13 protein-coding genes and 3 rRNA genes are annotated in these 19,515 nt (G+C 60.5%); 2 read left to right on the top strand and 14 right to left on the bottom strand.

Features of this window, described 5'->3' with window-relative positions:
• Window positions 1-17: 17 nt before the first annotated feature.
• Window positions 18-599, bottom strand: a complete 582-nt coding sequence (locus tag AC515T_RS00900; RefSeq protein ID WP_496531074.1) for a hypothetical protein — start codon at window positions 597-599, stop codon at window positions 18-20.
• 102 nt (window positions 600-701) lie between these two features.
• Window positions 702-1,703 (bottom strand): zinc-dependent alcohol dehydrogenase family protein, encoded by a 1,002-nt coding sequence (locus tag AC515T_RS00895; protein ID WP_496531073.1) that lies wholly within the window; start codon window positions 1,701-1,703, stop codon window positions 702-704.
• 107 nt (window positions 1,704-1,810) lie between these two features.
• Between AC515T_RS00895 and AC515T_RS00890 the strand changes: the two genes are divergently transcribed.
• Window positions 1,811-2,689, top strand: coding sequence for a LysR family transcriptional regulator (locus tag AC515T_RS00890; protein ID WP_496531072.1), 879 nt, complete (start codon window positions 1,811-1,813; stop codon window positions 2,687-2,689).
• An 8-nt stretch (window positions 2,690-2,697) separates the two neighbouring features.
• On the opposite strand, the gene AC515T_RS00885 is transcribed toward AC515T_RS00890, so the two are convergent.
• From AC515T_RS00885 to AC515T_RS00875, 3 genes are all read right to left on the bottom strand, one after another.
• Window positions 2,698-4,011, bottom strand: a complete 1,314-nt coding sequence (locus tag AC515T_RS00885; protein ID WP_496531071.1) for an MFS transporter — start codon at window positions 4,009-4,011, stop codon at window positions 2,698-2,700.
• 38 nt (window positions 4,012-4,049) lie between these two features.
• A complete protein-coding gene (locus AC515T_RS00880; RefSeq protein WP_170866874.1) occupies window positions 4,050-4,223 on the bottom strand; it encodes a hypothetical protein in 174 nt (57 codons plus the stop codon).
• A 154-nt stretch (window positions 4,224-4,377) separates the two neighbouring features.
• Entirely contained in the window at window positions 4,378-4,938 is a 561-nt protein-coding gene (locus AC515T_RS00875) for a YbhB/YbcL family Raf kinase inhibitor-like protein (RefSeq protein ID WP_496531070.1), read from the bottom strand.
• A 139-nt stretch (window positions 4,939-5,077) separates the two neighbouring features.
• Between AC515T_RS00875 and AC515T_RS00870 the strand changes: the two genes are divergently transcribed.
• Window positions 5,078-6,610, top strand: a complete 1,533-nt coding sequence (locus AC515T_RS00870) for an FAD-dependent oxidoreductase (RefSeq protein ID WP_496531069.1) — start codon at window positions 5,078-5,080, stop codon at window positions 6,608-6,610.
• A 201-nt stretch (window positions 6,611-6,811) separates the two neighbouring features.
• On the opposite strand, the gene pgaD is transcribed toward AC515T_RS00870, so the two are convergent.
• From pgaD to AC515T_RS00825, 9 genes are all read right to left on the bottom strand, one after another.
• The gene (pgaD, locus tag AC515T_RS00865) at window positions 6,812-7,318 is read right to left on the bottom strand and encodes a poly-beta-1,6-N-acetyl-D-glucosamine biosynthesis protein PgaD (RefSeq protein WP_496531068.1); all 507 of its coding nucleotides are present in this window, start codon (window positions 7,316-7,318) and stop codon (window positions 6,812-6,814) included.
• Window positions 7,315-8,670, bottom strand: coding sequence for a poly-beta-1,6-N-acetyl-D-glucosamine synthase (gene pgaC / locus AC515T_RS00860; protein WP_103310345.1), 1,356 nt, complete (start codon window positions 8,668-8,670; stop codon window positions 7,315-7,317). The genes pgaD and pgaC overlap by 4 nt, the downstream gene beginning before the upstream one ends.
• 1 nt (window position 8,671) lies before the next feature.
• Window positions 8,672-10,669, bottom strand: coding sequence for a poly-beta-1,6-N-acetyl-D-glucosamine N-deacetylase PgaB (gene pgaB, locus AC515T_RS00855; RefSeq protein WP_496531067.1), 1,998 nt, complete (start codon window positions 10,667-10,669; stop codon window positions 8,672-8,674).
• A 12-nt stretch (window positions 10,670-10,681) separates the two neighbouring features.
• Entirely contained in the window at window positions 10,682-13,162 is a 2,481-nt protein-coding gene (pgaA, locus tag AC515T_RS00850; RefSeq protein ID WP_496531066.1) for a poly-beta-1,6 N-acetyl-D-glucosamine export porin PgaA, read from the bottom strand.
• A 245-nt stretch (window positions 13,163-13,407) separates the two neighbouring features.
• Window positions 13,408-14,913: a YdgA family protein gene (locus AC515T_RS00845; RefSeq protein ID WP_496531065.1), complete on the bottom strand. Its 1,506-nt coding sequence runs from the start codon at window positions 14,911-14,913 to the stop codon at window positions 13,408-13,410.
• Between the two features lie 157 nt (window positions 14,914-15,070).
• The gene (locus AC515T_RS00840) at window positions 15,071-15,706 is read right to left on the bottom strand and encodes an NADH:ubiquinone oxidoreductase subunit N (protein ID WP_496531064.1); all 636 of its coding nucleotides are present in this window, start codon (window positions 15,704-15,706) and stop codon (window positions 15,071-15,073) included.
• 176 nt (window positions 15,707-15,882) lie between these two features.
• A 5S ribosomal RNA gene (rrf, locus tag AC515T_RS00835) occupies window positions 15,883-15,998 on the bottom strand.
• A 107-nt stretch (window positions 15,999-16,105) separates the two neighbouring features.
• Window positions 16,106-16,221, bottom strand: a 5S ribosomal RNA gene (gene rrf, locus AC515T_RS00830).
• Between the two features lie 168 nt (window positions 16,222-16,389).
• Window positions 16,390-19,281 (bottom strand): 23S ribosomal RNA (locus AC515T_RS00825).
• Window positions 19,282-19,515 lie beyond the last annotated feature (234 nt).

Genomic DNA, 19,515 nt, shown 5'->3' with positions numbered 1-19,515 from the left:
CGTTGCAGCAGGCAACACTAGCGGGATGGAATGCCCCGCAGGTCATCGGCGATGAATCCGCTCAACTGGCCGGTGTAATAATCTTCGACATCGGAGTTGCCTCTGTTCGTCAGGGCGCCCGCCATGCCTCTCAGGACCTCAAGTTGCCCGATCGCTCCACCCGGCATCAGCCCCTGGCGGGCCTGGGCAAAGTGCAACACCTCGGCACCCGCCTTCTTCACCTTGACCTGATAATTGAAATCGACACTGGCCAGATACGTCCCGTCGGCGACGATCTTGTTCATGAGGCCACCTTGGGTGTCTTGAATACGGCGCGCGTAGACGGCGTTGACGTCCAGCAGATAGTCAGCGGTTTCCTTACTGGAGGCATAGCGATTGCCGTCGAGCAGGCGGACGATCAGGTCGGTGTGCAACCGGTCACGGACTTTTTCGTCAGGCAGGAAGCGTTCGTTTTTGCCCACGACTTCAACGTTGAATGTGTCGATCCAATAGGTGGCGGTCTCGGGGATCGCCACCGGCGCAGGGGAAATGTAGTAATCGGGTTTGGAAGCGCAACCTGCCATAAGGCAGAGGGCCAGGAAGAGGGTAAAAACTCGCATGTTTGAATTCGTCCTTGAGAGGCAGCGGCATAATGGCGGCTGCATTCTACGGGGTTTGAACGCGCGCTCAAGTTGTTTGCCCTTGTGGAGCGCGGTCCCGTCTCATTCAAAGCCAATGTCCACCACCGTTTTCCCCGCCCCGCGCCCCTCGGCTACCTGGGCAAACGCCTCATTGACGTTCCCCAGGCCAAACCGGCGCTGATCCACGTTGATCCGCAGTTGCCCTGACTCAACCAGAGCCGCGGCCTCCCGCAAGATCCGCCCATGATGCTCGCGACCTTTTCCGGTCAGCAGCGGCATCAAGGTAAACACACCGGAATAGCTTGCCCCCCGGAACGACAACGGCGCGAGGCTGTGCTGGCCCCAGCCGAGGCAACTGAGCACATGGCCGGTGTAGGTCTTTACCGCGTTGAACGACGCATCCAGGGTCGGGCCGCCAACGGTGTCGTAGACAATGTCGAAGCCTTCGCCATCGGTGTACTGGCGCACATAGCTGTCGGTGGCCTGGGTCCGGTAGTCGATGGCCCGCGCGCCCAGTTCGCGAATGAAATCCAGGCTGCTGGCCGAACCCGTGGCGTAGACCTCGGCGCCCCGGGCCTTGGCGATTTGCACGGCCATTTGACCGACGCCGCCCGCGCCGCCATGAATCAGCACCTGCTGCCCAGCCCGGACGTTGGCGCGGTCCACCAAGCCTTCCCAGGCGGTAATGAATACCAGCGGCAACGCGGCCGCTTCGCGCATGCTCAATGAGCGGGGCTTGGGCGCAATCAGGCGGACATCGACCGCGATGTATTCGGCCAGCGCGCCTTGAGCCCCGCCGATTCCGCCAGCCATACCGAATACCTCGTCGCCGGGGACGAAGTCATTCACACCCTCACCCCGTTCAACCACTGTCCCGGCCAGGTCGATCCCTAACACGGCGGGCAACGGCTGGCGTGCATGGGCACCGCCGCCCGCCGCGATCTTGGTATCCAACGGGTTGATTCCGGCGGCATGCACCTTGATCAATACTTGGCCTTTGCCGGGAACGGGTCGGGCGATGGAACGGACGATCAGTGGCGCCTGAGCGGTTTCGGCAACGGCGGCGAACATGGTGTTGTTCATGACGGTAAACCTCCAATGAGTGGGCAGGTTCATCATGGGAGCGAAGACTCATTCCGATAAGTGAGCAACAATGAATAGGATTTATTCCAGACAAAGGCTAAATCCTCATGGATATGCTCGACGCAATGCAGGTGTTCGTACGTGTGGTGGAACGCGGCTCGTTCTCGGCCGTCGCCAGGGAGCTGAACCTGGGCCAACCGGCGGTGAGCAAGCAGGTCCGCGCGTTGGAGCAACATCTGGGTGGGGCGCTGTTTGCCCGCAGCACCCGCCAGCTCGCGTTGACCGACCAGGGGAAGCGCTTCTACGCCGAGAGCAAGGACATACTCGCCAGCGTGGACGCGGCACGGCTCAGTTTCGCCAGTGGACAGGAACAGATCGCCGGCCTTCTGCGCGTGGCGGCGCCCGTCAGTTTCGGCCGGTTGTGCATTGCGCCCCTGGTGGGCGAGTTTCTGGCCCGTCACCCACAGGTTCGGATCGACTTGAGGCTAAGCGACCAGAACGAAGATGTGCTGAAGGAAAACATCGACCTGGCCATTCGCATCGGCGTGGTGAAAAACGAAGGACTGGTGGCGGTTTCCCTCGGCGATAGCCCGCGCCGGGTGTACGCCTCCCCTGCTTATCTGCAACAGCACGGCACGCCCCTCGCACCGGCCGACCTGGTCCGCCATAACTGTTTGGCGTTCACGCTGCTGGAGCATTACGACATCTGGCGATTCGCGCAGGATGGCCAGCAGCACACCGTAACGATCAAGGGCAACGTCACCTGCAACAGCAGCGAGGCGATCCGGGAAATGGTGCTGTCGGGCTTGGGCGTTTCGCTGTCACCGCAGTGGCTGTTCGCGGCCGATGTTCGCCAGGGAACCGTCAGCCCCCTGCTGACCGATTACCAGCCGCTGGCGCTGCCCATCAGCGCCGTGTTCAGTCACGACCGACGCCGCTCGGCACGAACCCGGGCCTTTGTGGATTTTTTGCGTGAGCGTCTTTGAAGGCCGGACTAGGATTCACAGACCAATGACGGCTGCGCAGCCTTCCCATGTCGCCCCGGAAAGTACGCCGCCGCAGCCACCCCCACCGCCCCCATCACCACGCAATACCCTACGCACACCCACGGGCTCCACGGTACCAGGGCGATCAGCATCAACGGGGTCATGCTGGCCCATAGCGCATAGGCGATGTTGTAGGTGAGCGAAATGCCGGACACGCGGATCTTCGGTGGGAACAGGCTGACCATCACCGACGGCACCGCGCCGACCACGCCGCAACCCAGGCCGGCCACGGCGTAGGCCAGGCCCAGCCAGGCGCTGCCACTGATCAGGCTGGCGTAGAGCACGGCAATGCCCAGGGGCAGCAGCAGGCTGTAGAGCATGACGGTGCGCCAGGCGCCGATGCGGTCGACGATGAGGCCGGCCAGGACGCAGCCGATGTTCAGGAAGACGATGCCCAGGCTGCTCAGGGCGAAGGTGTGGCTGGGGGTCATGCCAAAGCTTTTCTGCATCACGGTCGGGGTGATGACCACGAACACCACCACGGCAGAGGTCAGCACGCAGGTCAGGATGGCGGCGGGCAGCAAGGCCTGGCGGTGGTCGCGCAGGACCGTGCGCAACGGCAGTTCCGCAGCGCCTTCGCGATTGGCTTGCAGGGCCATGAAGATCGGCGTTTCGCTCAGCCAGCGGCGCAGCCAGACACCGATCACGCCAAAGACGCCCCCCAGCAGGAACGGCAGGCGCCAGGCGTAGTCGAGAATCTCCGCCGGCGTATAGATCCGCGCCAGCGCCGTTGCAGTCAGGGCGCCCAGCAAGTAGCCGAAGGTCAGGCCGGCCTGGAGGAACCCCAGGGCATAGCCGCGATGATGCAGCGGCGCATGTTCGGCGACGAACACCCAGGCGCTTGGCACCTCGCCGCCCACCGCCGCGCCCTGCAGGATACGCAACGCCAGCAGCAGCAACGGTGCGAAATAACCGATTTGCGCGTAAGTCGGCATCACCCCGATGAGCAGGCACGGCAAGGCCATCATCAGGATGCTCAGGCTGAACACACGCTTGCGCCCCAGGCGATCGGCGAAGTGCGCCATGAGAATGCCGCCCAGGGGCCGGGCCAGGTAGCCGGTGGCGAAAATCCCGAAGCTTTGCAGCAAGCGCAGCCAATCGGGCATTTCCGGCGGGAAGAACAACTGGCTGAGGGTCAGGGCGAAGAATACGAAGATGATGAAATCGTAGATCTCCAGCGCGCCCCCCAAGGCGGCCAGGCCCAGGGTCTTGTAATCGGATCGGCTGAATCGGTCACCGGGTGAAACAGGGGTGGCAGTCATAGGCAGTTTTGAACGATAAGTTGAAAGAGGACGACGGTTCAGTCGTCGCGATCAGTGTCCACCGGTTGAACCGGTGGTTGGCCTGGCTCGGCGTCTTCGGCCTCGTCGGCAGGCAGGAAATCCTTGCGGCTCTGGGCGATGGCCCGGCGCATTTCGTCGCCCTTGGTGGGGCAGTTCAGGAGGCGGGCGATGCCGTCGGGTTTCTGCGTCATCGCCATCCTCCGGCATGAGTAAACAGGGGCTCGATAGTGCTCGCTTTTGGCGCGTGATGCCAATGTTGTGTCGGGGCGCCAGCAGCATTGTGGGGGCTGCTGCGCAGCCCAGCGGGAGCAAGCTCCCTCGCCACAGGGGTTTGTGTTATTCGGGTCAGCGGTGGTAGCGGCGCACGACGCTGCTGTTGCGCAGGACGTGACCTTTGATTTTTTCCATCAGTTGGGCTCGGGTGAGGCCAGCGGGGAAGGCTTCCGGCGGCAGGTCCAGGGCGAAGAGCTGGATCAGGTAGTGGTGCGCGCTGTCGCCGATGGGCGGGCAAGGGCCGATGTAGCCGTGGGTGTTCTTGCTGTTGATGCCGCTCATGCCTTCCAACGAGGACTTGGTACCGGCGCCCGCTGGAATCTGCCGGGTGGTGACCTTGATGCCGTAATGGATCCAGTGGTCGACACCCTGCCCCCTCTGGCCGTCCGGGTCCAACATGACGATGGCGTAGCTGAGGGTACCCGGTGGGCCGGCGTTCCAGCTCAGGGCCGGGGAAATGTTCTTGCCGCCACAGGTGTTGGCATCACTGGCCGCCGCCGCGGTGAACAGACGGTCGTCGGACACGCCGGGAATACTGAGGGTGAAACGCTCCTCGGCCTGGGCAGCCCCTTGTGCGCACAGCACCAGGGCGACGGCCGCCAGCCAAGGGGTGAGAATGTTCAATCGGGTCATACCGGGGCACCTTGTGCGTGTCAGGCCATGGACGGCTTGCGAACTATAGCCGCAGCTTCGCCAAGGTTGCAGTGACAATTATGCTGAACCTCGTTCCGGCCCCGCGACTCCAAAGGGAAACGCCTGCCGGAGAACGACCATGCCTGTGCATCAAGTCGCCCGTTTCGCCGATGTGCGCGAAGACCGCGGCCTCGAAGTCAACATCAACGACACGTCCATCCTGCTGCTGCGTTCAGGCGATCAGGTGCGCGCCTTCCAAGGCAAGTGCCCGCATGCAGGCGCACCACTGGCCAAGGGCGCGGTGTGCCATGGACGGCTGATTTGCCCGTGGCACAAGGCGGCGTTCCGGGCTGAAGACGGCGCCCTGTGCGAGCCGCCGGCCCTCGACAGCCTGTTGCGCTATCACGTCGAGGTTCGGGACGGTGACGTCTGGGTCGATGACCAACCGCTGCCGGCCGATAAGATTCCGCCGGCCGATGACACACGCACGTTTGTCATCATCGGCGCCGGTGCGGCCGGCACGGCTTGCGCGGCGGCATTGCGAGAGAAAGGGTTTGGCGGTCGCATCCTGTTGATCGACCGCGAGGCCGAAGCCGGCTACGACCGTACGGTACTGAGCAAGTATGTGTTGGCCGGCGACATGGCGGCCAACGAGACGGCGCCGCTGCGCGATGAAACTTATTTCACCCAGCAACGCATCGAAAGGCTCCACGGCGAGGTCACCCATTTGGACCCCAATGCTCGGCAGATCCAGCTCGCCGATGGCCGGCACCTGGACTACGACGCCGCGCTCATTGCCACAGGCGGGGAGCCGAAGACGCCAGCCCTACCCGGCATCGATTTGCCGCAAGTCTTCGTGCTGCGTTCGATCGCCCACGCCCGACAGATTCTCGACACTGTCCGGCCAGGGCAACGGGCGGTGATCATCGGTGACAGTTTCATCGCCATGGAGGTGGCCTCGTCCCTGCGCAAGCGCGAGCTGAGCGTCACCGTGTTGGCCCGGCACCCGGTGCCCTTCGCCGCGCAACTGGGCGAGAGCGTCGGCCAGGCCATCCTGGCCCGGCACCGGGCCAACGGCGTGGTGTACCACACCGACGGCGAAGCGGCGCGGATCGAGGGCGCGCACAAGGTCGAAGCCGTGGTACTGGAGAACGGCCAGCGTGTGGCCGCGGACTTGGTGATCGTCGGCATCGGCGTGCGCCCGGCCACCGAGCCGTTTACCGAATTGCCCCGGGAACAGGACCAGTCACTGTCCGTTGACGCGGGCATGCGAGTGACGGATGGCTTATGGGCCGTAGGTGATATCGTGACCTTCCCCCTGAACGGCGCGCCTGTGCGCATCGAGCATTGGCGCCTGGCTCAGCAACAGGCGCGCATCGCCGCCGCGAACATGCTCGGCGGCGACGAGCACTACCTGGACGTGCCGTTTTTCTGGACCTATCACTTCGGCAAACGCTACGACTACCTCGGCCACGCCGAGCACTGGGATGAAGTGGAATTCAAGGGCACGCCCGAACATCCGCCCTTTATCGCACTGCTGGGCAAGGACGGCCTCGTTGCCGCCGCCGTGGCCTGCGATGAAGGCCGGGCCATGGCGGCGCTGGCCCAGCGCATGAAACAACCATTGCCGGTGGACGAGGCGTGGCGGCTGATCCGGGATTTCTCATCGTAGATCTGCCCCACAGCCCAAATCCCCTGTGGGAGCGAGCTTGCTCGCGATAGCGGTGAAACAGTCGACTTCAATATGGCTGACCCGACGCCATCGCGAGCAAGCTCGCTCCCACAGTTTTGTTCTGTCTTGACCGAAATATCCGCCCCACCCCCAATCCCTGTGGGAGCGAGCTTGCTCGCGATAGCGGTGGGTCAGCTTGCATCAATGCACGGACTGATCGGCCGGCAAATGGATAACCCGTGGCCGCTCCAAGGGCGCCAGGGGCGGTGGCTGCAAGTCCGGGCTGAGCAAGTGGAAATGCGGCACGACGTGGCTGATGTCGCCCTCCTGGTTGTTGTGGATGATCTTCGAACCGGGCTGGCGCAACGTATCCAGGCGCTCACCGGTCAACTTGAAACTGGCGCTCAAGCCCTGGTCATCCACCACCGGCGCCGGCAGCCGACGCTGGGCGAAGCTGCGGCTTTTACGCTGTTGGTAACGCGCCCAGGTAATCAGCAGCACCGCGTTGACCAACGCGATCCAAGCATAGACTTGCAGGGTTCCCAGGGTGTCGAACAGTGACCCTCCCAGGCGCGGGCCCGCCTGGCTGCCGAACAGCGGCCACAGCCCATTGACCAGCAAATACAACAGCCCCACCCACGCCAGCACGGTGAAAAGCGCATCGATGACCACCAGAAAAGGCCGTTGCCGGGTCCTGATAATTTTCATCGGATCACTTCCTCTTCCTGATCATCGAACGGTTTGATACCGCGATCCGGGCTGATCCAGCGCGCACGCTTCTGATGCTGCCCGAACAGCACTTTGGGAAAGCTCACCAGGGTGGTGAACAGGCTGATCAGCCAGAACACCAACGGGTACCAGACCACCCAGAACATGATGTGCCACAGGCCTTTTTCGTAGCGCCGGTCGATCAGGATGCTCACCGCGAACTGCAACAGGCACACCACGGCCAGCAACAGGCCGGTGAAGGCTGGCGGCATCAGGTGATCCACGGCGATGGCCGCTGGCATCTCGACGAATTTACCGGCGCCCCAGAAGATCACCGACAGCAGGAAGGTGAACGCCCAGCCGGTGGACAGGCAGTATTCGAACAGCAGCGGCCACAGGTAGCGGTGGCGGTATTGCCAGATGCCACGGATGTTCTTGAACAGCACCTCGGCGCCCCCCTGGGCCCAGCGCAGGCGTTGCCGCCACAGGCCGCGCAGGGTTTCGGGCATGAGGATCCAGCACAGCGCGCGTGGCTCGTAGAAGATGCTCCAGTGATCCAGCTGCAGCTTCCAACTGATGTCGATGTCTTCGGTGATCATGTCCGGGCTCCAGTAGCCGACCCGGTGCAGGGCGGTACGACGGAACGCGACGATCACGCCGGACACGGTGAAGATCCGCCCGAAGACCCGCTGGGTACGCTTGATCAGGCCGATGATCGAGGAAAACTCGCCGACCTGGACCCGGCCTATCAGGGTCGAGCGGGTGCGGATGCGCGGGTTGCCGGTCACCGCGCCGAGGCGGGCGTTGTCCAGCATCGGCGCCACCAGGTAGGCACAGGTGTTCGGCGCCAGCAGCGCGTCACCGTCGATGCACACCAGGTATTCGCTACGCGCCGCGATGGCGCCCATGCGCAGGGCCACGGCCTTGCCCTGGTTTTCCGCCAAGTGCAAGACGCGCAGGCGCGGGTCCTCAGTCGCCAGTTGATCGAGCATCTGGGCGGTGTTGTCCTTCGAACCGTCGTTGATGGCGATGACTTCGATGTTTGGATAATGCTGGCCCAGCGCCGCGTGAATGGTGTCGGCGACGTTGTCGCCTTCGTTGAAGCACGGGATCAGGATGCTGATCAGCGGCTCGCCCGCCAGGGGCGGTGGCAAGGTGTCGTCCTTCCAGGGCCAGTGGCGTTCCCAGTGCAGCCAGAAATACAGGCCGCCGGCGATCCACAGCCCGGACATGAACAGCGGGTAAAAGAACACGAAGTCCATCAGGAATTGCCCGGTGACCAGGAAGATCAGGCCCAGGGGCACCCCAAGGACAATCGCCAGCACCAGCAGGGCGAGCAGTCTGTCGAGCATGTCAAGGATTCCACTTGTTGGAGAGCGCCGGCCGCACGGTTTTCACGGCGGGCTGGTCTTCGATGAAGTTGTCCGGGTAGTAGCCGAAGCTGGTCACGCCTTTGCGCTTGAGTCGCCCCATCCAGTCGGCCAGTTGTTCGCCGTCGATGTCGCTGACCGGCTTGCTGTGCCAGTCGCGGGCCTGCAGTTCGAACACCGTGCGCTTGAGCGCGCCGGGGCGAGCCTTGACGGTGTCCACCAGGCGCTCGAGCCAGGGGCCGGACTGTTCGCGGGTCTGCTTTTCCATCAGCGGCATGGCCATCGGTGCCGTCCAGTCATAGGCGCCTAGGAAGTCGTCGAGGTTCTGGGCGAACCAGGCTTCGCTTTCCGGGTTGAGCATCGGTTCGGCAAAGATATTGCGCGCTGTCCGGACCTGAGGGCCGCGAATCGCCCGGACCTTGGCGGTCAGCTCATGGGTGAAGTCGATCAGGTAGCGGCTCTTGAAGCGGGTCCAGCGTTGCATCGCCGCAGGATCGTCCCGCAGGGCGGCGATGGACGTCGGCAAGCCGTGGGCGGCATAGACTTTCAGGGCCGCGGGGCTGGCATCCTCGAAGTCGGAGAACACCGCGTCGTCATGGTACAGAACGCCATCCAACGAGCTCATCCGTGCCAGGTCCTGGTAGATCTCGCCGATGACCTTGCGCACGTTCGGGTCGAACGGCGACAGGCGCACGTATTGGTCCGGGGCGACACCGGTCTTGCCGGTTTCCGGATCCCAGCGCTGGACCCGTGGCAGCTTCGCGTCCAAGGCGAAACTGAGCACCGGCATCCAGGCATAGACCTTGGCATTGGCCCGAGTGCGCAGCTGCCATGCGACCCGGTCGAACAGGTCAGCGCGTACCGGCAAGTGACGGTTGGGGAAGTACAACGAATGCACGAGGCCGTCGCCTTTCGGGTCGGCGAAGGCTTGCAGGAACACCGTATTGGCACCCAGGTCGGAAATGCGCTGGACCAACTTGCCGACGTTGGCTTCCTGCTGCACCGGGTCCGGGTCGTAGACATAATCCAGGTCGACATGCACCACGCGCATCGGGTCAATCGTCTGCACCGACACGATGCTTTCGGCGAAATGGGCACCATCCGGATCGGACGCCACCAGGAAACGTGGGCCGCTCATCAGGTTATCCAGGCTGTCGAGGCCGTCCTCCAGGGTCAGGGCCATTTGATAGCCCTCACTGCCAATCACCTGCAACGCAGTACCGTCGGCTTCACCGTAAGGCCAGACCCAAACGCGTGGGCTATAACCGGCGACCTTGCGGATTTTCTCGGAAATGGCCGCCACGTCCTTGCGCAAGCGAGCCTGGAAATCGGCCTCGGTCTCGTAACGACCGGTGGCAGGGTCGTAGCGCCGGGTGGTCGCGGCGGGTTGCTGGTTGCCTTGCGGGTTGGCGAGCACGCCTTTGTGATTGGCGTCTGTGTGGGCGGCGATTTCCACCAGGCCCGATTTGGACACCTCGCGAATCTGCTCCCAGGTCAGGAACTCGGAACGCTTGCGCGGCACTCCGGCGAAATCCACCGTTTGGTTCAGTGGCGTATCCACCCAACTGCCGACCGGGGCGAGGATCGCCGGCCAGTTATAGGCGCGCAGGATGGGCATGACGCGGGTATAAAAGCTCGAGTAGCCGTCGTCGAAACTCAGCAGCACCGCACGCGGTGGCAGTTCCGGGCCGCCATTGCGGGCCGTGATGATCTGGTCCACCGTGACCGGCTGGTAGTTGTTTTCCCGCAGCCACGCCAGTTGCTCGATCAGACGTTCAGTGCGCACGGCCACCAGCGCCTGGTCCGGGTCTCGGTCGTCGACATCGTGGTAGGCGATGCCGAGCACATGGTTCTTCGGCCACGGGGCATCATTGGCCGCCAGCGGACGCTGCGAAGGTGGCGTGAACGCCGGGGCTTGCTGGGCACAAGCGCTGATCAGCAAGACCCCCAGCAGAAGGATGAATCGCGAAATGACAGGCATCTTCAAACTCTTCTAGAAGCGATAAGTGAGGTCGACAAGCAGGCGCAAATCGCTTTCGCGATCGCCGTCGTAGGGGCGGTTGAGCCAGCTCAGCGCGGCACCTGCCTCCAGCACGTCGTTCCAGATGAACCGCTGGCGGTAGCTGAGCAATCCCATGGCCCCGGTGTTGTAGTCGCGCTGGCTGTAGGTGCCGGCACCGACCTGGAATTGCTGGCTCCAGGTGGTTTCGTAGCGGCGGTACAACACGTGGTTGGCGCTCACGGTCGGCATGACGCTGAAATCCGCTTTCGGGTTGAAATAGGGCACTTCGTTGGAGCCGCTGTTGCGGCTGGCGCCCACTTCCAGACCCAGCTCCACTTGCAGGCGCGGCGCGCTGTAGATGCCCTCGCGGCCGGTCAGCAGGGTTTCGAGGCGGTTGTTGCCATCGCTGAAATGGGACGGACTGATCGCCAGTCGCCACTCGCGGCTTTCATTGGCCCGCCAACGGACGAAACCACTCCCGCCGTTGGCGCGGATGCCGCTGTTGAGCGCCCGCAGTGGGGTATTGGCCGACAGATAATCCAGACTGCCGCCGTACTGCCAGTGGTCGTCGATGTCCCGTGCCAGGGCCACGCGCGCGCCTTGCTTGTCGCCGGAACCATAGGAGTGATTGGAGACCTCGGCCTCCAGCGTCATGTCCCGGGTACGACGCTCCACACCCAGACGCTGCCAACGGTGGTGGCCGGTGCCTTCCTCGAAATCACCGGTGGCATAGCCGACGCCGCCGAACAGCCGCCAGTCTTCATCGATGGGCGGGCTGTAGAGCAGCGTTTCGATACCAAAGTCCCGGCTGCCAGTGACTGCACCGGCGTCACCGTTGCCGCCGCCATAGCTCTTGCCGGTGTAGGCTTCGATGCGCAGCTCGGCCATGTCGTGTACCTCACGCTGGCGTTGCAGACGTTTGACATGGGCGTTTTCCGGATAGCGCGCGACCACGTCGTCGGTCAGTGCATCCATCTGCCGCCATTCCTGCAAATCCATGGCAGCGCGGGCCTGGGCGACTTCCAGGTCACGGTTGCGCGGGATCGTCGCCTCGACTTCCTTGAGCAGGTTTTCCGAACGGCGCGGCCAGTCACGGGCCTGGTATAGATCGGCCTGGGCCAGGCGCATGCCGGTGTTGCCGGGGCCTTGGTTGACCAGGGTTTCCAGGCGCGCCTCGGCAGAAGGCAAGTCGGCGCCGTACGTGCCGGCCTGGGCGGCGAGTTGCTGGGCGTCCATCCACTCATCGTTGGGGTTGCCGATCGGCAGGCCCTTGAGTTCGATGCGCGGGCGCTGGGCCTTCGCCATGTCTTCGGCCAGTGCACGGGCCTCTTCGGATTTTTCACTTTCCAGCAACGCGTAGTAGAGCGCGGTACTGTCTTCAAAACGCTCCGCAGGATCGGCATCCGGCGCGGTCAGGACCCGGCGGTACAGATCGACGGCGATCTCCGGCTCACGCTGTTCCAGATAGGAAGAGGCCACCCAGCGCAGGGCATAAGTGGGAATGCTCACACCCTCGGCGATCAGCTTCTGGTATTCGGCAATCACTTCAGCCCGCCGGGCGCGGGCATTGAGGGCGCCCATGCGATCGATGCGCCAACGGAGTACGTCGTCATGGGCCTCGGCCACCGGGGTCCAGGTGGCGAGCAACTTGTCGTAGTCGGCCAGGGCGCGGTCGGCAATGATGAAGCGCTCCTGTTCGCTGCGACTGGCCATGTCCGCCAGGCGCACCCGTTCGGCGGCGACGTCACCTTCCAGGCGTCGCTGCACGCCACGGTCGATCAGCCCCGGCTGCAGACGCGCCAGGCGCAGCGCCGGCTCCGGCAGCCGCGCGCGTTGCAGGGCGTAGATGTATTCGCGCGCAACCTCCGGGCTGTTGCCGGCGCGCGTGAAGGCCTGATCGTATTCAAACAGCGCTTCGTGGGGGCTGTTGGCGCGGGTCAAGGCATAACCCAGTGCCAGTCGACGCATCGAATCTGTCGGCTTGGCTGCGACCAGGGCCTTGGCGCGAGTGACGGCTTCGTCGGGCTGGCCTGCATCGGCCTGGGTCAAGGCCAGACCGAGTTGCAAGTCGGGGTTCTGGGGGTCGATCACCAAGGCCTGGCGGTACAGCTCGGCCGCCGAATCCCAACGCTTGAGGTTGCGATAGGCGCGAGCCGTTGCAGTCAGGGCCTGGACGGGCAGCACTCGATGGCGGCCCTGGGTCTCATAGACCGTCACCACCTCGGTATCGAGGCCGGCCCAGCTGGCGATCTGCAAGTGGTCACTGATCTGCGCGGCGCTGGCCTGGCCGGCCGGCACCTGGCGCAACGCAGTCAGCGCAGGCGTGTAATGGCCTGCACGGGCGTCGAGCACCATCTGGTCATAGGCGGTATCGGCAAACGCCAGCATCGGCCAGCACAGTTGGCTGCACAGTGCGACGCGAAACAACGGGCGCAAACCACGTTGAATAAAAGGAACCACAGTACGCGGCATTCGTCAGCATCCTTACATGGCCAGCCGGGTCGCAGTGCCCCCTTGCCCATCAAACAGGAAGCCGGATCAAAGGAATCCAGCCAAGCTCTAATGGGCCTAGTCTTGCACTCTCGGGCGGGTCATCTTCAGGAACGCCACAATTCTTCAGAATCGATACAGATTTCGGCGCAGCGCTGATCGGTGGGCATAAAAAAACCCGGTCGTGCGTCATGCACGGGCCGGGTTCTGGGTGTGACTTGAACGGCTTACTGGATGGCGACGCCGCCGCCCAGCTTGTTCATCACAAATGCCGTGAATTGCTCAACGGTCATTTTCTGGCCGTTGAAATCGACCTGATTGTTGGCGTAGTGCAACTTGGTGACAACGTCGTTGCCCTCAAGGGTCGCCAGTTGAGTACCGACGGCCATGGCACTGAACATATCGCTGGTAGCCGTGGCTTGATCGGCGATCAGCTTGGCATCCGTCTGGCCTTCCATCTGCGCTTGCACGGTGATCAGGTCCACCAGCATCGGCTTGGAAACCTTGAGATTGAAGTCCAGCAGAGCGAGCAACTGGCGGCCCAATTCATCCGGCGGCAGGTCCATGGACTGCGGCTTGGTCAGATCAACGATCAGGCTGGCACGGCTTTCACCATTGGCGGTGTTGAACGACAGATTTTCCAAGGCCACTTGCGGGGCACCGGCCAAGAGTTTTTCCAGATCGGCTTTAACCTGTGCTTCTTCAGCTTCGGTCAGGCTCAACTCTGGAGCCGGTTCACCAGCTGCAGCGGCTTCGGCGGCCGCTTTTTCGTAGGGTTGCAGCTTGGTCTGGTAGATCTGCATCAGCGACATGGTGGCCGGGATGTCCAGGTTCTTCAGGCTGACCGCCATCTGCGCCGAACCAATGGTCTTGTCATTGAACGACAACTCACCGATCTTGTAATCGGCACGCCCCGAAGCACTGGTGCCGTTCTCGCTGCTGTTGTTCTTCATTTCGAAGTTCTTCAGGCCCAGCACCGACTTCGGCTCACCAAAGGTGGCCTTGGTGTTGCTCATCAGCAGGGTGTTGTCGCCCATGTAGTAACCGTATGAGCTTTTGCTCAGGTTGCTGGCCAATGTCAGACCGTTCAGCTCGACCTGCACGGGCGTCTGGTCTTCGGCAACGGTGGTCAACTTGAAGCTGTCCATGTAGCCGTCAGCCTTGATCTTCTGGCCTTGGGCGCTGGCGGCGACGTCGACTTTAAGACCGGAGAAGGTGAGCTGGGACTGCTCATCCAGCTTGGTGTCCAACGGCAGCAGCTCGTAGGTGCCGTTGATGGACTCGTCGTAACCCAAGTTGACCACACCTTTGAGCGGGGACTGGTCCTTGGTCGCAGCGAACCACTTGTCAGTCAGTGGATTGCGCTCAAGAGCGGTGTGACTGGTGGCCATGACCGGCAGCCACTTGAGCGTAATCAAGCGCGAGAATGGCAGAGGGCCGTGCTCGATCCGGTCGACGAAGAGCAGCTCGACCGACTCGCCACCGAACATCTCGCCTTCGCCTTTGAGACGGTAGTGGGCGGTGCTGCTGAATGTGCCACGGTCCATGGAAACCAGCTCCAGGGCGGCAGTGCTGTTGGACCCGGCCAAGGCGGTCTGCATTTGCTTATTGCTATCGGCAATAGCATTTTTCAACACGCCTTCGAGTTTGGTCCCGGTGTACCAGGCGCCGCCCGCACTGATAGCACCGACAGCCACAACGATTCCCAGAAGTACGCTTGCTGATTTATTCATGAGTGACCCGATCGATATCCATGGTTGAAGAAAGCCGTCGTCTTCCCTGACCCGCAAAGGGGTGGCTCGACGCCGTAAAGAGGAAGGGGAGATTACCATCAGGCACCCCTGCGGGCCCAATGTTTGTAGGGGTAAAAACGTTTTCTTGAGAGGTGGTCTACGAATATTGGACTTCGATCTCGTCGAGCTGATGGTCGAACGTCTTGAGCCGGGCCGTCCAGGTGTACACCAGCACTTCGAAATCGCGATTGATCACCGCCGCCCCCGATGATTCGGCGCGCGAATCGCAAAAGTCCAGTTGATAGCGCTCCCGGGCCATGGCGTTAGCCACGTCGCACAACTCACGGGCGTTGTTGAGCCAGTGCCAGCCGTCCTGGGTGACCTGCTTGTCCAGGGCCGCACACTGGGCTTTCAGGGCTTCCAGGCTTTTTTCCAGCGGGGTACCGGTGAGCTCGCCCATCACTTCCTGGAATGTGCGGCCAGGTTGCCAGTAACTGCCCCAGAAGTAACGGTCAAACACCGTTTCGACGCGTCGCAACGCCACCTTGGTGTCCCAGATCAGCACCAGGGTCTTGCCTTGCTCAAGGTGTTTTTTCTTGATGCGTTGGCCCTGAAGCGAAGCCCAGGCCACGATTGCGATGGATATCACGCCAATCAACGCTGCCGCGCTATCGAGGAACAACAGCGCCTTGTCGATTTGATGAGTGAGCATGACGCCATAGAAATAAGTGGCCGAAAGCAGCAGCAATGCCGCAGTGGCGCACCAAAAGCCGGGAGCATAAGGGTTTTTCATTATTGGAATCCCCATGACCTGTGACGTCGTGGGCCCTCTTGGTCGCCAGGGCTCGACTATCACAGCATAGCAACGGCATTGGTGGTTTGCCGGGGCATCGAGGGCTTGATCCGATTACCGGCCCAAAACGACAAAACCCCTGTCTGCTGAGGCAGACAGGGGTTCTGGGAATTCAATCTTGACGATGACCTACTCTCACATGGGGAAACCCCACACTACCATCGGCGATGCATCGTTTCACTGCTGAGTTCGGGATGGGATCAGGTGGTTCCAATGCTCTATGGTCGTCAAGAAATTCTGTGTCCGACCCGTTCAAGAACAACGTGTCGGTAAAATCGATGACTTCTACTAAAAACAAAACCCCTACCTGCATCAGCAGATAGGGGTTTCGGAATTTAATCTTGACGATGACCTACTCTCACATGGGGAAACCCCACACTACCATCGGCGATGCATCGTTTCACTTCTGAGTTCGGGATGGGATCAGGTGGTTCCAATGCTCTATGGTCGTCAAGAAATTCGGTAGCCAGCGCGTGCCTTGCGGTCACGTTCCAGCGAATGGGTATGCGATAGGTTGGTGCTGTCTGTGAGTATCTCGAACTTTCGGTTCGTTTCGTCTTCACACACCGCAATCTGGTCTCCTTCGCCTTTAGGCTCGGAGTTGCAAATTGCTTGGGTGTTATATGGTCAAGCCTCACGGGCAATTAGTACAGGTTAGCTCAACGCCTCACAGCGCTTACACACCCTGCCTATCAACGTCGTAGTCTTCGACGGCCCTTCAGGGGACTCAAGGTCCCAGTGAGATCTCATCTTGAGGCAAGTTTCCCGCTTAGATGCTTTCAGCGGTTATCTTTTCCGAACATAGCTACCCGGCAATGCCACTGGCGTGACAACCGGAACACCAGAGGTTCGTCCACTCCGGTCCTCTCGTACTAGGAGCAGCCCCTCTCAAATCTCAAACGTCCACGGCAGATAGGGACCGAACTGTCTCACGACGTTCTAAACCCAGCTCGCGTACCACTTTAAATGGCGAACAGCCATACCCTTGGGACCGGCTTCAGCCCCAGGATGTGATGAGCCGACATCGAGGTGCCAAACACCGCCGTCGATATGAACTCTTGGGCGGTATCAGCCTGTTATCCCCGGAGTACCTTTTATCCGTTGAGCGATGGCCCTTCCATACAGAACCACCGGATCACTAAGACCTACTTTCGTACCTGCTCGACGTGTCTGTCTCGCAGTCAAGCGCGCTTTTGCCTTTATACTCTACGACCGATTTCCGACCGGTCTGAGCGCACCTTCGTACTCCTCCGTTACTCTTTAGGAGGAGACCGCCCCAGTCAAACTACCCACCATACACTGTCCTCGATCCGGATAACGGACCTGAGTTAGAACCTCAAAGTTGCCAGGGTGGTATTTCAAGGATGGCTCCACGCGAACTGGCGTCCACGCTTCAAAGCCTCCCACCTATCCTACACAAGCAAATTCAAAGTCCAGTGCAAAGCTATAGTAAAGGTTCACGGGGTCTTTCCGTCTAGCCGCGGATACACTGCATCTTCACAGCGATTTCAATTTCACTGAGTCTCGGGTGGAGACAGCGCCGCCATCGTTACGCCATTCGTGCAGGTCGGAACTTACCCGACAAGGAATTTCGCTACCTTAGGACCGTTATAGTTACGGCCGCCGTTTACCGGGGCTTCGATCAAGAGCTTCGCGTTAGCTAACCCCATCAATTAACCTTCCGGCACCGGGCAGGCGTCACACCCTATACGTCCACTTTCGTGTTTGCAGAGTGCTGTGTTTTTAATAAACAGTCGCAGCGGCCTGGTATCTTCGACCGGCGTGGGCTTACGCAGCAAGTGCTTCACCCTCACCGGCGCACCTTCTCCCGAAGTTACGGTGCCATTTTGCCTAGTTCCTTCACCCGAGTTCTCTCAAGCGCCTTGGTATTCTCTACCCAACCACCTGTGTCGGTTTGGGGTACGGTTCCTGGTTACCTGAAGCTTAGAAGCTTTTCTTGGAAGCATGGCATCAACCACTTCGTCACCCAAAGGGTAACTCGTCATCAGCTCTCGGCCTTAGAATCCCGGATTTACCTAAGATTCCAGCCTACCACCTTAAACTTGGACAACCAACGCCAAGCTGGCCTAGCCTTCTCCGTCCCTCCATCGCAATAACCAGAAGTACAGGAATATTAACCTGTTTTCCATCGACTACGCTTTTCAGCCTCGCCTTAGGGACCGACTAACCCTGCGTCGATTAACGTTGCGCAGGAAACCTTGGTCTTTCGGCGTGGGTGTTTTTCACACCCATTGTCGTTACTCATGTCAGCATTCGCACTTCTGATACCTCCAGCAAGCTTCTCAACTCACCTTCACAGGCTTACAGAACGCTCCTCTACCGCATCACTTGCGTGATACCCGTAGCTTCGGTGTATGGTTTGAGCCCCGTTACATCTTCCGCGCAGGCCGACTCGACTAGTGAGCTATTACGCTTTCTTTAAAGGGTGGCTGCTTCTAAGCCAACCTCCTAGCTGTCTAAGCCTTCCCACATCGTTTCCCACTTAACCATAACTTTGGGACCTTAGCTGACGGTCTGGGTTGTTTCCCTTTTCACGACGGACGTTAGCACCCGCCGTGTGTCTCCCATGCTCGGCACTTGTAGGTATTCGGAGTTTGCATCGGTTTGGTAAGTCGGGATGACCCCCTAGCCGAAACAGTGCTCTACCCCCTACAGTGATACATGAGGCGCTACCTAAATAGCTTTCGAGGAGAACCAGCTATCTCCGAGCTTGATTAGCCTTTCACTCCGATCCACAGGTCATCCGCTAACTTTTCAACGGTAGTCGGTTCGGTCCTCCAGTCAGTGTTACCTAACCTTCAACCTGCCCATGGATAGATCGCCCGGTTTCGGGTCTATTCCCAGCGACTAGACGCCCTATTAAGACTCGCTTTCGCTACGCCTCCCCTATTCGGTTAAGCTCGCCACTGAAAATAAGTCGCTGACCCATTATACAAAAGGTACGCAGTCACCCAACAAAGTGGGCTCCCACTGCTTGTACGCATACGGTTTCAGGATCTATTTCACTCCCCTCTCCGGGGTTCTTTTCGCCTTTCCCTCACGGTACTAGTTCACTATCGGTCAGTCAGTAGTATTTAGCCTTGGAGGATGGTCCCCCCATATTCAGACAAAGTTTCTCGTGCTCCGTCCTACTCGATTTCACTTCTAAGGTCCTTTCGCGTACAGGGCTATCACCCACTATGGCCGCACTTTCCAGAGCGTTCCGCTAAAATCAAAGAAGCTTAAGGGCTAGTCCCCGTTCGCTCGCCACTACTAAGGGAATCTCGGTTGATTTCTTTTCCTCAGGGTACTTAGATGTTTCAGTTCCCCTGGTTCGCTTCTTGCACCTATGTATTCAGTACAAGATAACCATCTTATGATGGCTGGGTTCCCCCATTCAGACATCTCCGGATCACAGTCTGTTTGCCGACTCCCCGAAGCTTTTCGCAGGCTACCACGTCTTTCATCGCCTCTGACTGCCAAGGCATCCACCGTATGCGCTTCTTCACTTGACCATATAACCCCAAGCAATCTGGTTATACTGTGAAGACGACATTCGCCGAAAATTCGATCTTGCTCTAGGAGCAACTCACAAATTTTACCTTAGCCTGATCCGTTACCAGTGAAAGTAACGTTCAGTCTATCTTTCTATCACATACCCAAATTTTTAAAGAACGAACTAGTCAAAGACTAGAAATCAACATTCACCATCGAACCGATGGAATGCTCATTTCTAAGCTTTATACAAT

Source organism: Pseudomonas sp. FSO-7, from assembly GCF_059579345.1.
This window is presented reverse-complemented; position numbering and strand designations above follow the sequence as displayed.

Coding starts and splice junctions, on each gene's coding strand:
- AC515T_RS00900 (WP_496531074.1), bottom strand. CDS start 599: ATGCGAGTTTTTACCCTCTTCCTGGCCCTCTGCCTTATGGCAGGTTGC.
- AC515T_RS00895 (WP_496531073.1), bottom strand. CDS start 1,703: ATGAACAACACCATGTTCGCCGCCGTTGCCGAAACCGCTCAGGCGCCA.
- AC515T_RS00890 (WP_496531072.1), top strand. CDS start 1,811: ATGGATATGCTCGACGCAATGCAGGTGTTCGTACGTGTGGTGGAACGC.
- AC515T_RS00885 (WP_496531071.1), bottom strand. CDS start 4,011: ATGACTGCCACCCCTGTTTCACCCGGTGACCGATTCAGCCGATCCGAT.
- AC515T_RS00880 (WP_170866874.1), bottom strand. CDS start 4,223: ATGACGCAGAAACCCGACGGCATCGCCCGCCTCCTGAACTGCCCCACC.
- AC515T_RS00875 (WP_496531070.1), bottom strand. CDS start 4,938: ATGACCCGATTGAACATTCTCACCCCTTGGCTGGCGGCCGTCGCCCTG.
- AC515T_RS00870 (WP_496531069.1), top strand. CDS start 5,078: ATGCCTGTGCATCAAGTCGCCCGTTTCGCCGATGTGCGCGAAGACCGC.
- pgaD (WP_496531068.1), bottom strand. CDS start 7,318: ATGAAAATTATCAGGACCCGGCAACGGCCTTTTCTGGTGGTCATCGAT.
- pgaC (WP_103310345.1), bottom strand. CDS start 8,670: ATGCTCGACAGACTGCTCGCCCTGCTGGTGCTGGCGATTGTCCTTGGG.
- pgaB (WP_496531067.1), bottom strand. CDS start 10,669: ATGCCTGTCATTTCGCGATTCATCCTTCTGCTGGGGGTCTTGCTGATC.
- pgaA (WP_496531066.1), bottom strand. CDS start 13,162: ATGCCGCGTACTGTGGTTCCTTTTATTCAACGTGGTTTGCGCCCGTTG.
- AC515T_RS00845 (WP_496531065.1), bottom strand. CDS start 14,913: ATGAATAAATCAGCAAGCGTACTTCTGGGAATCGTTGTGGCTGTCGGT.
- AC515T_RS00840 (WP_496531064.1), bottom strand. CDS start 15,706: ATGAAAAACCCTTATGCTCCCGGCTTTTGGTGCGCCACTGCGGCATTG.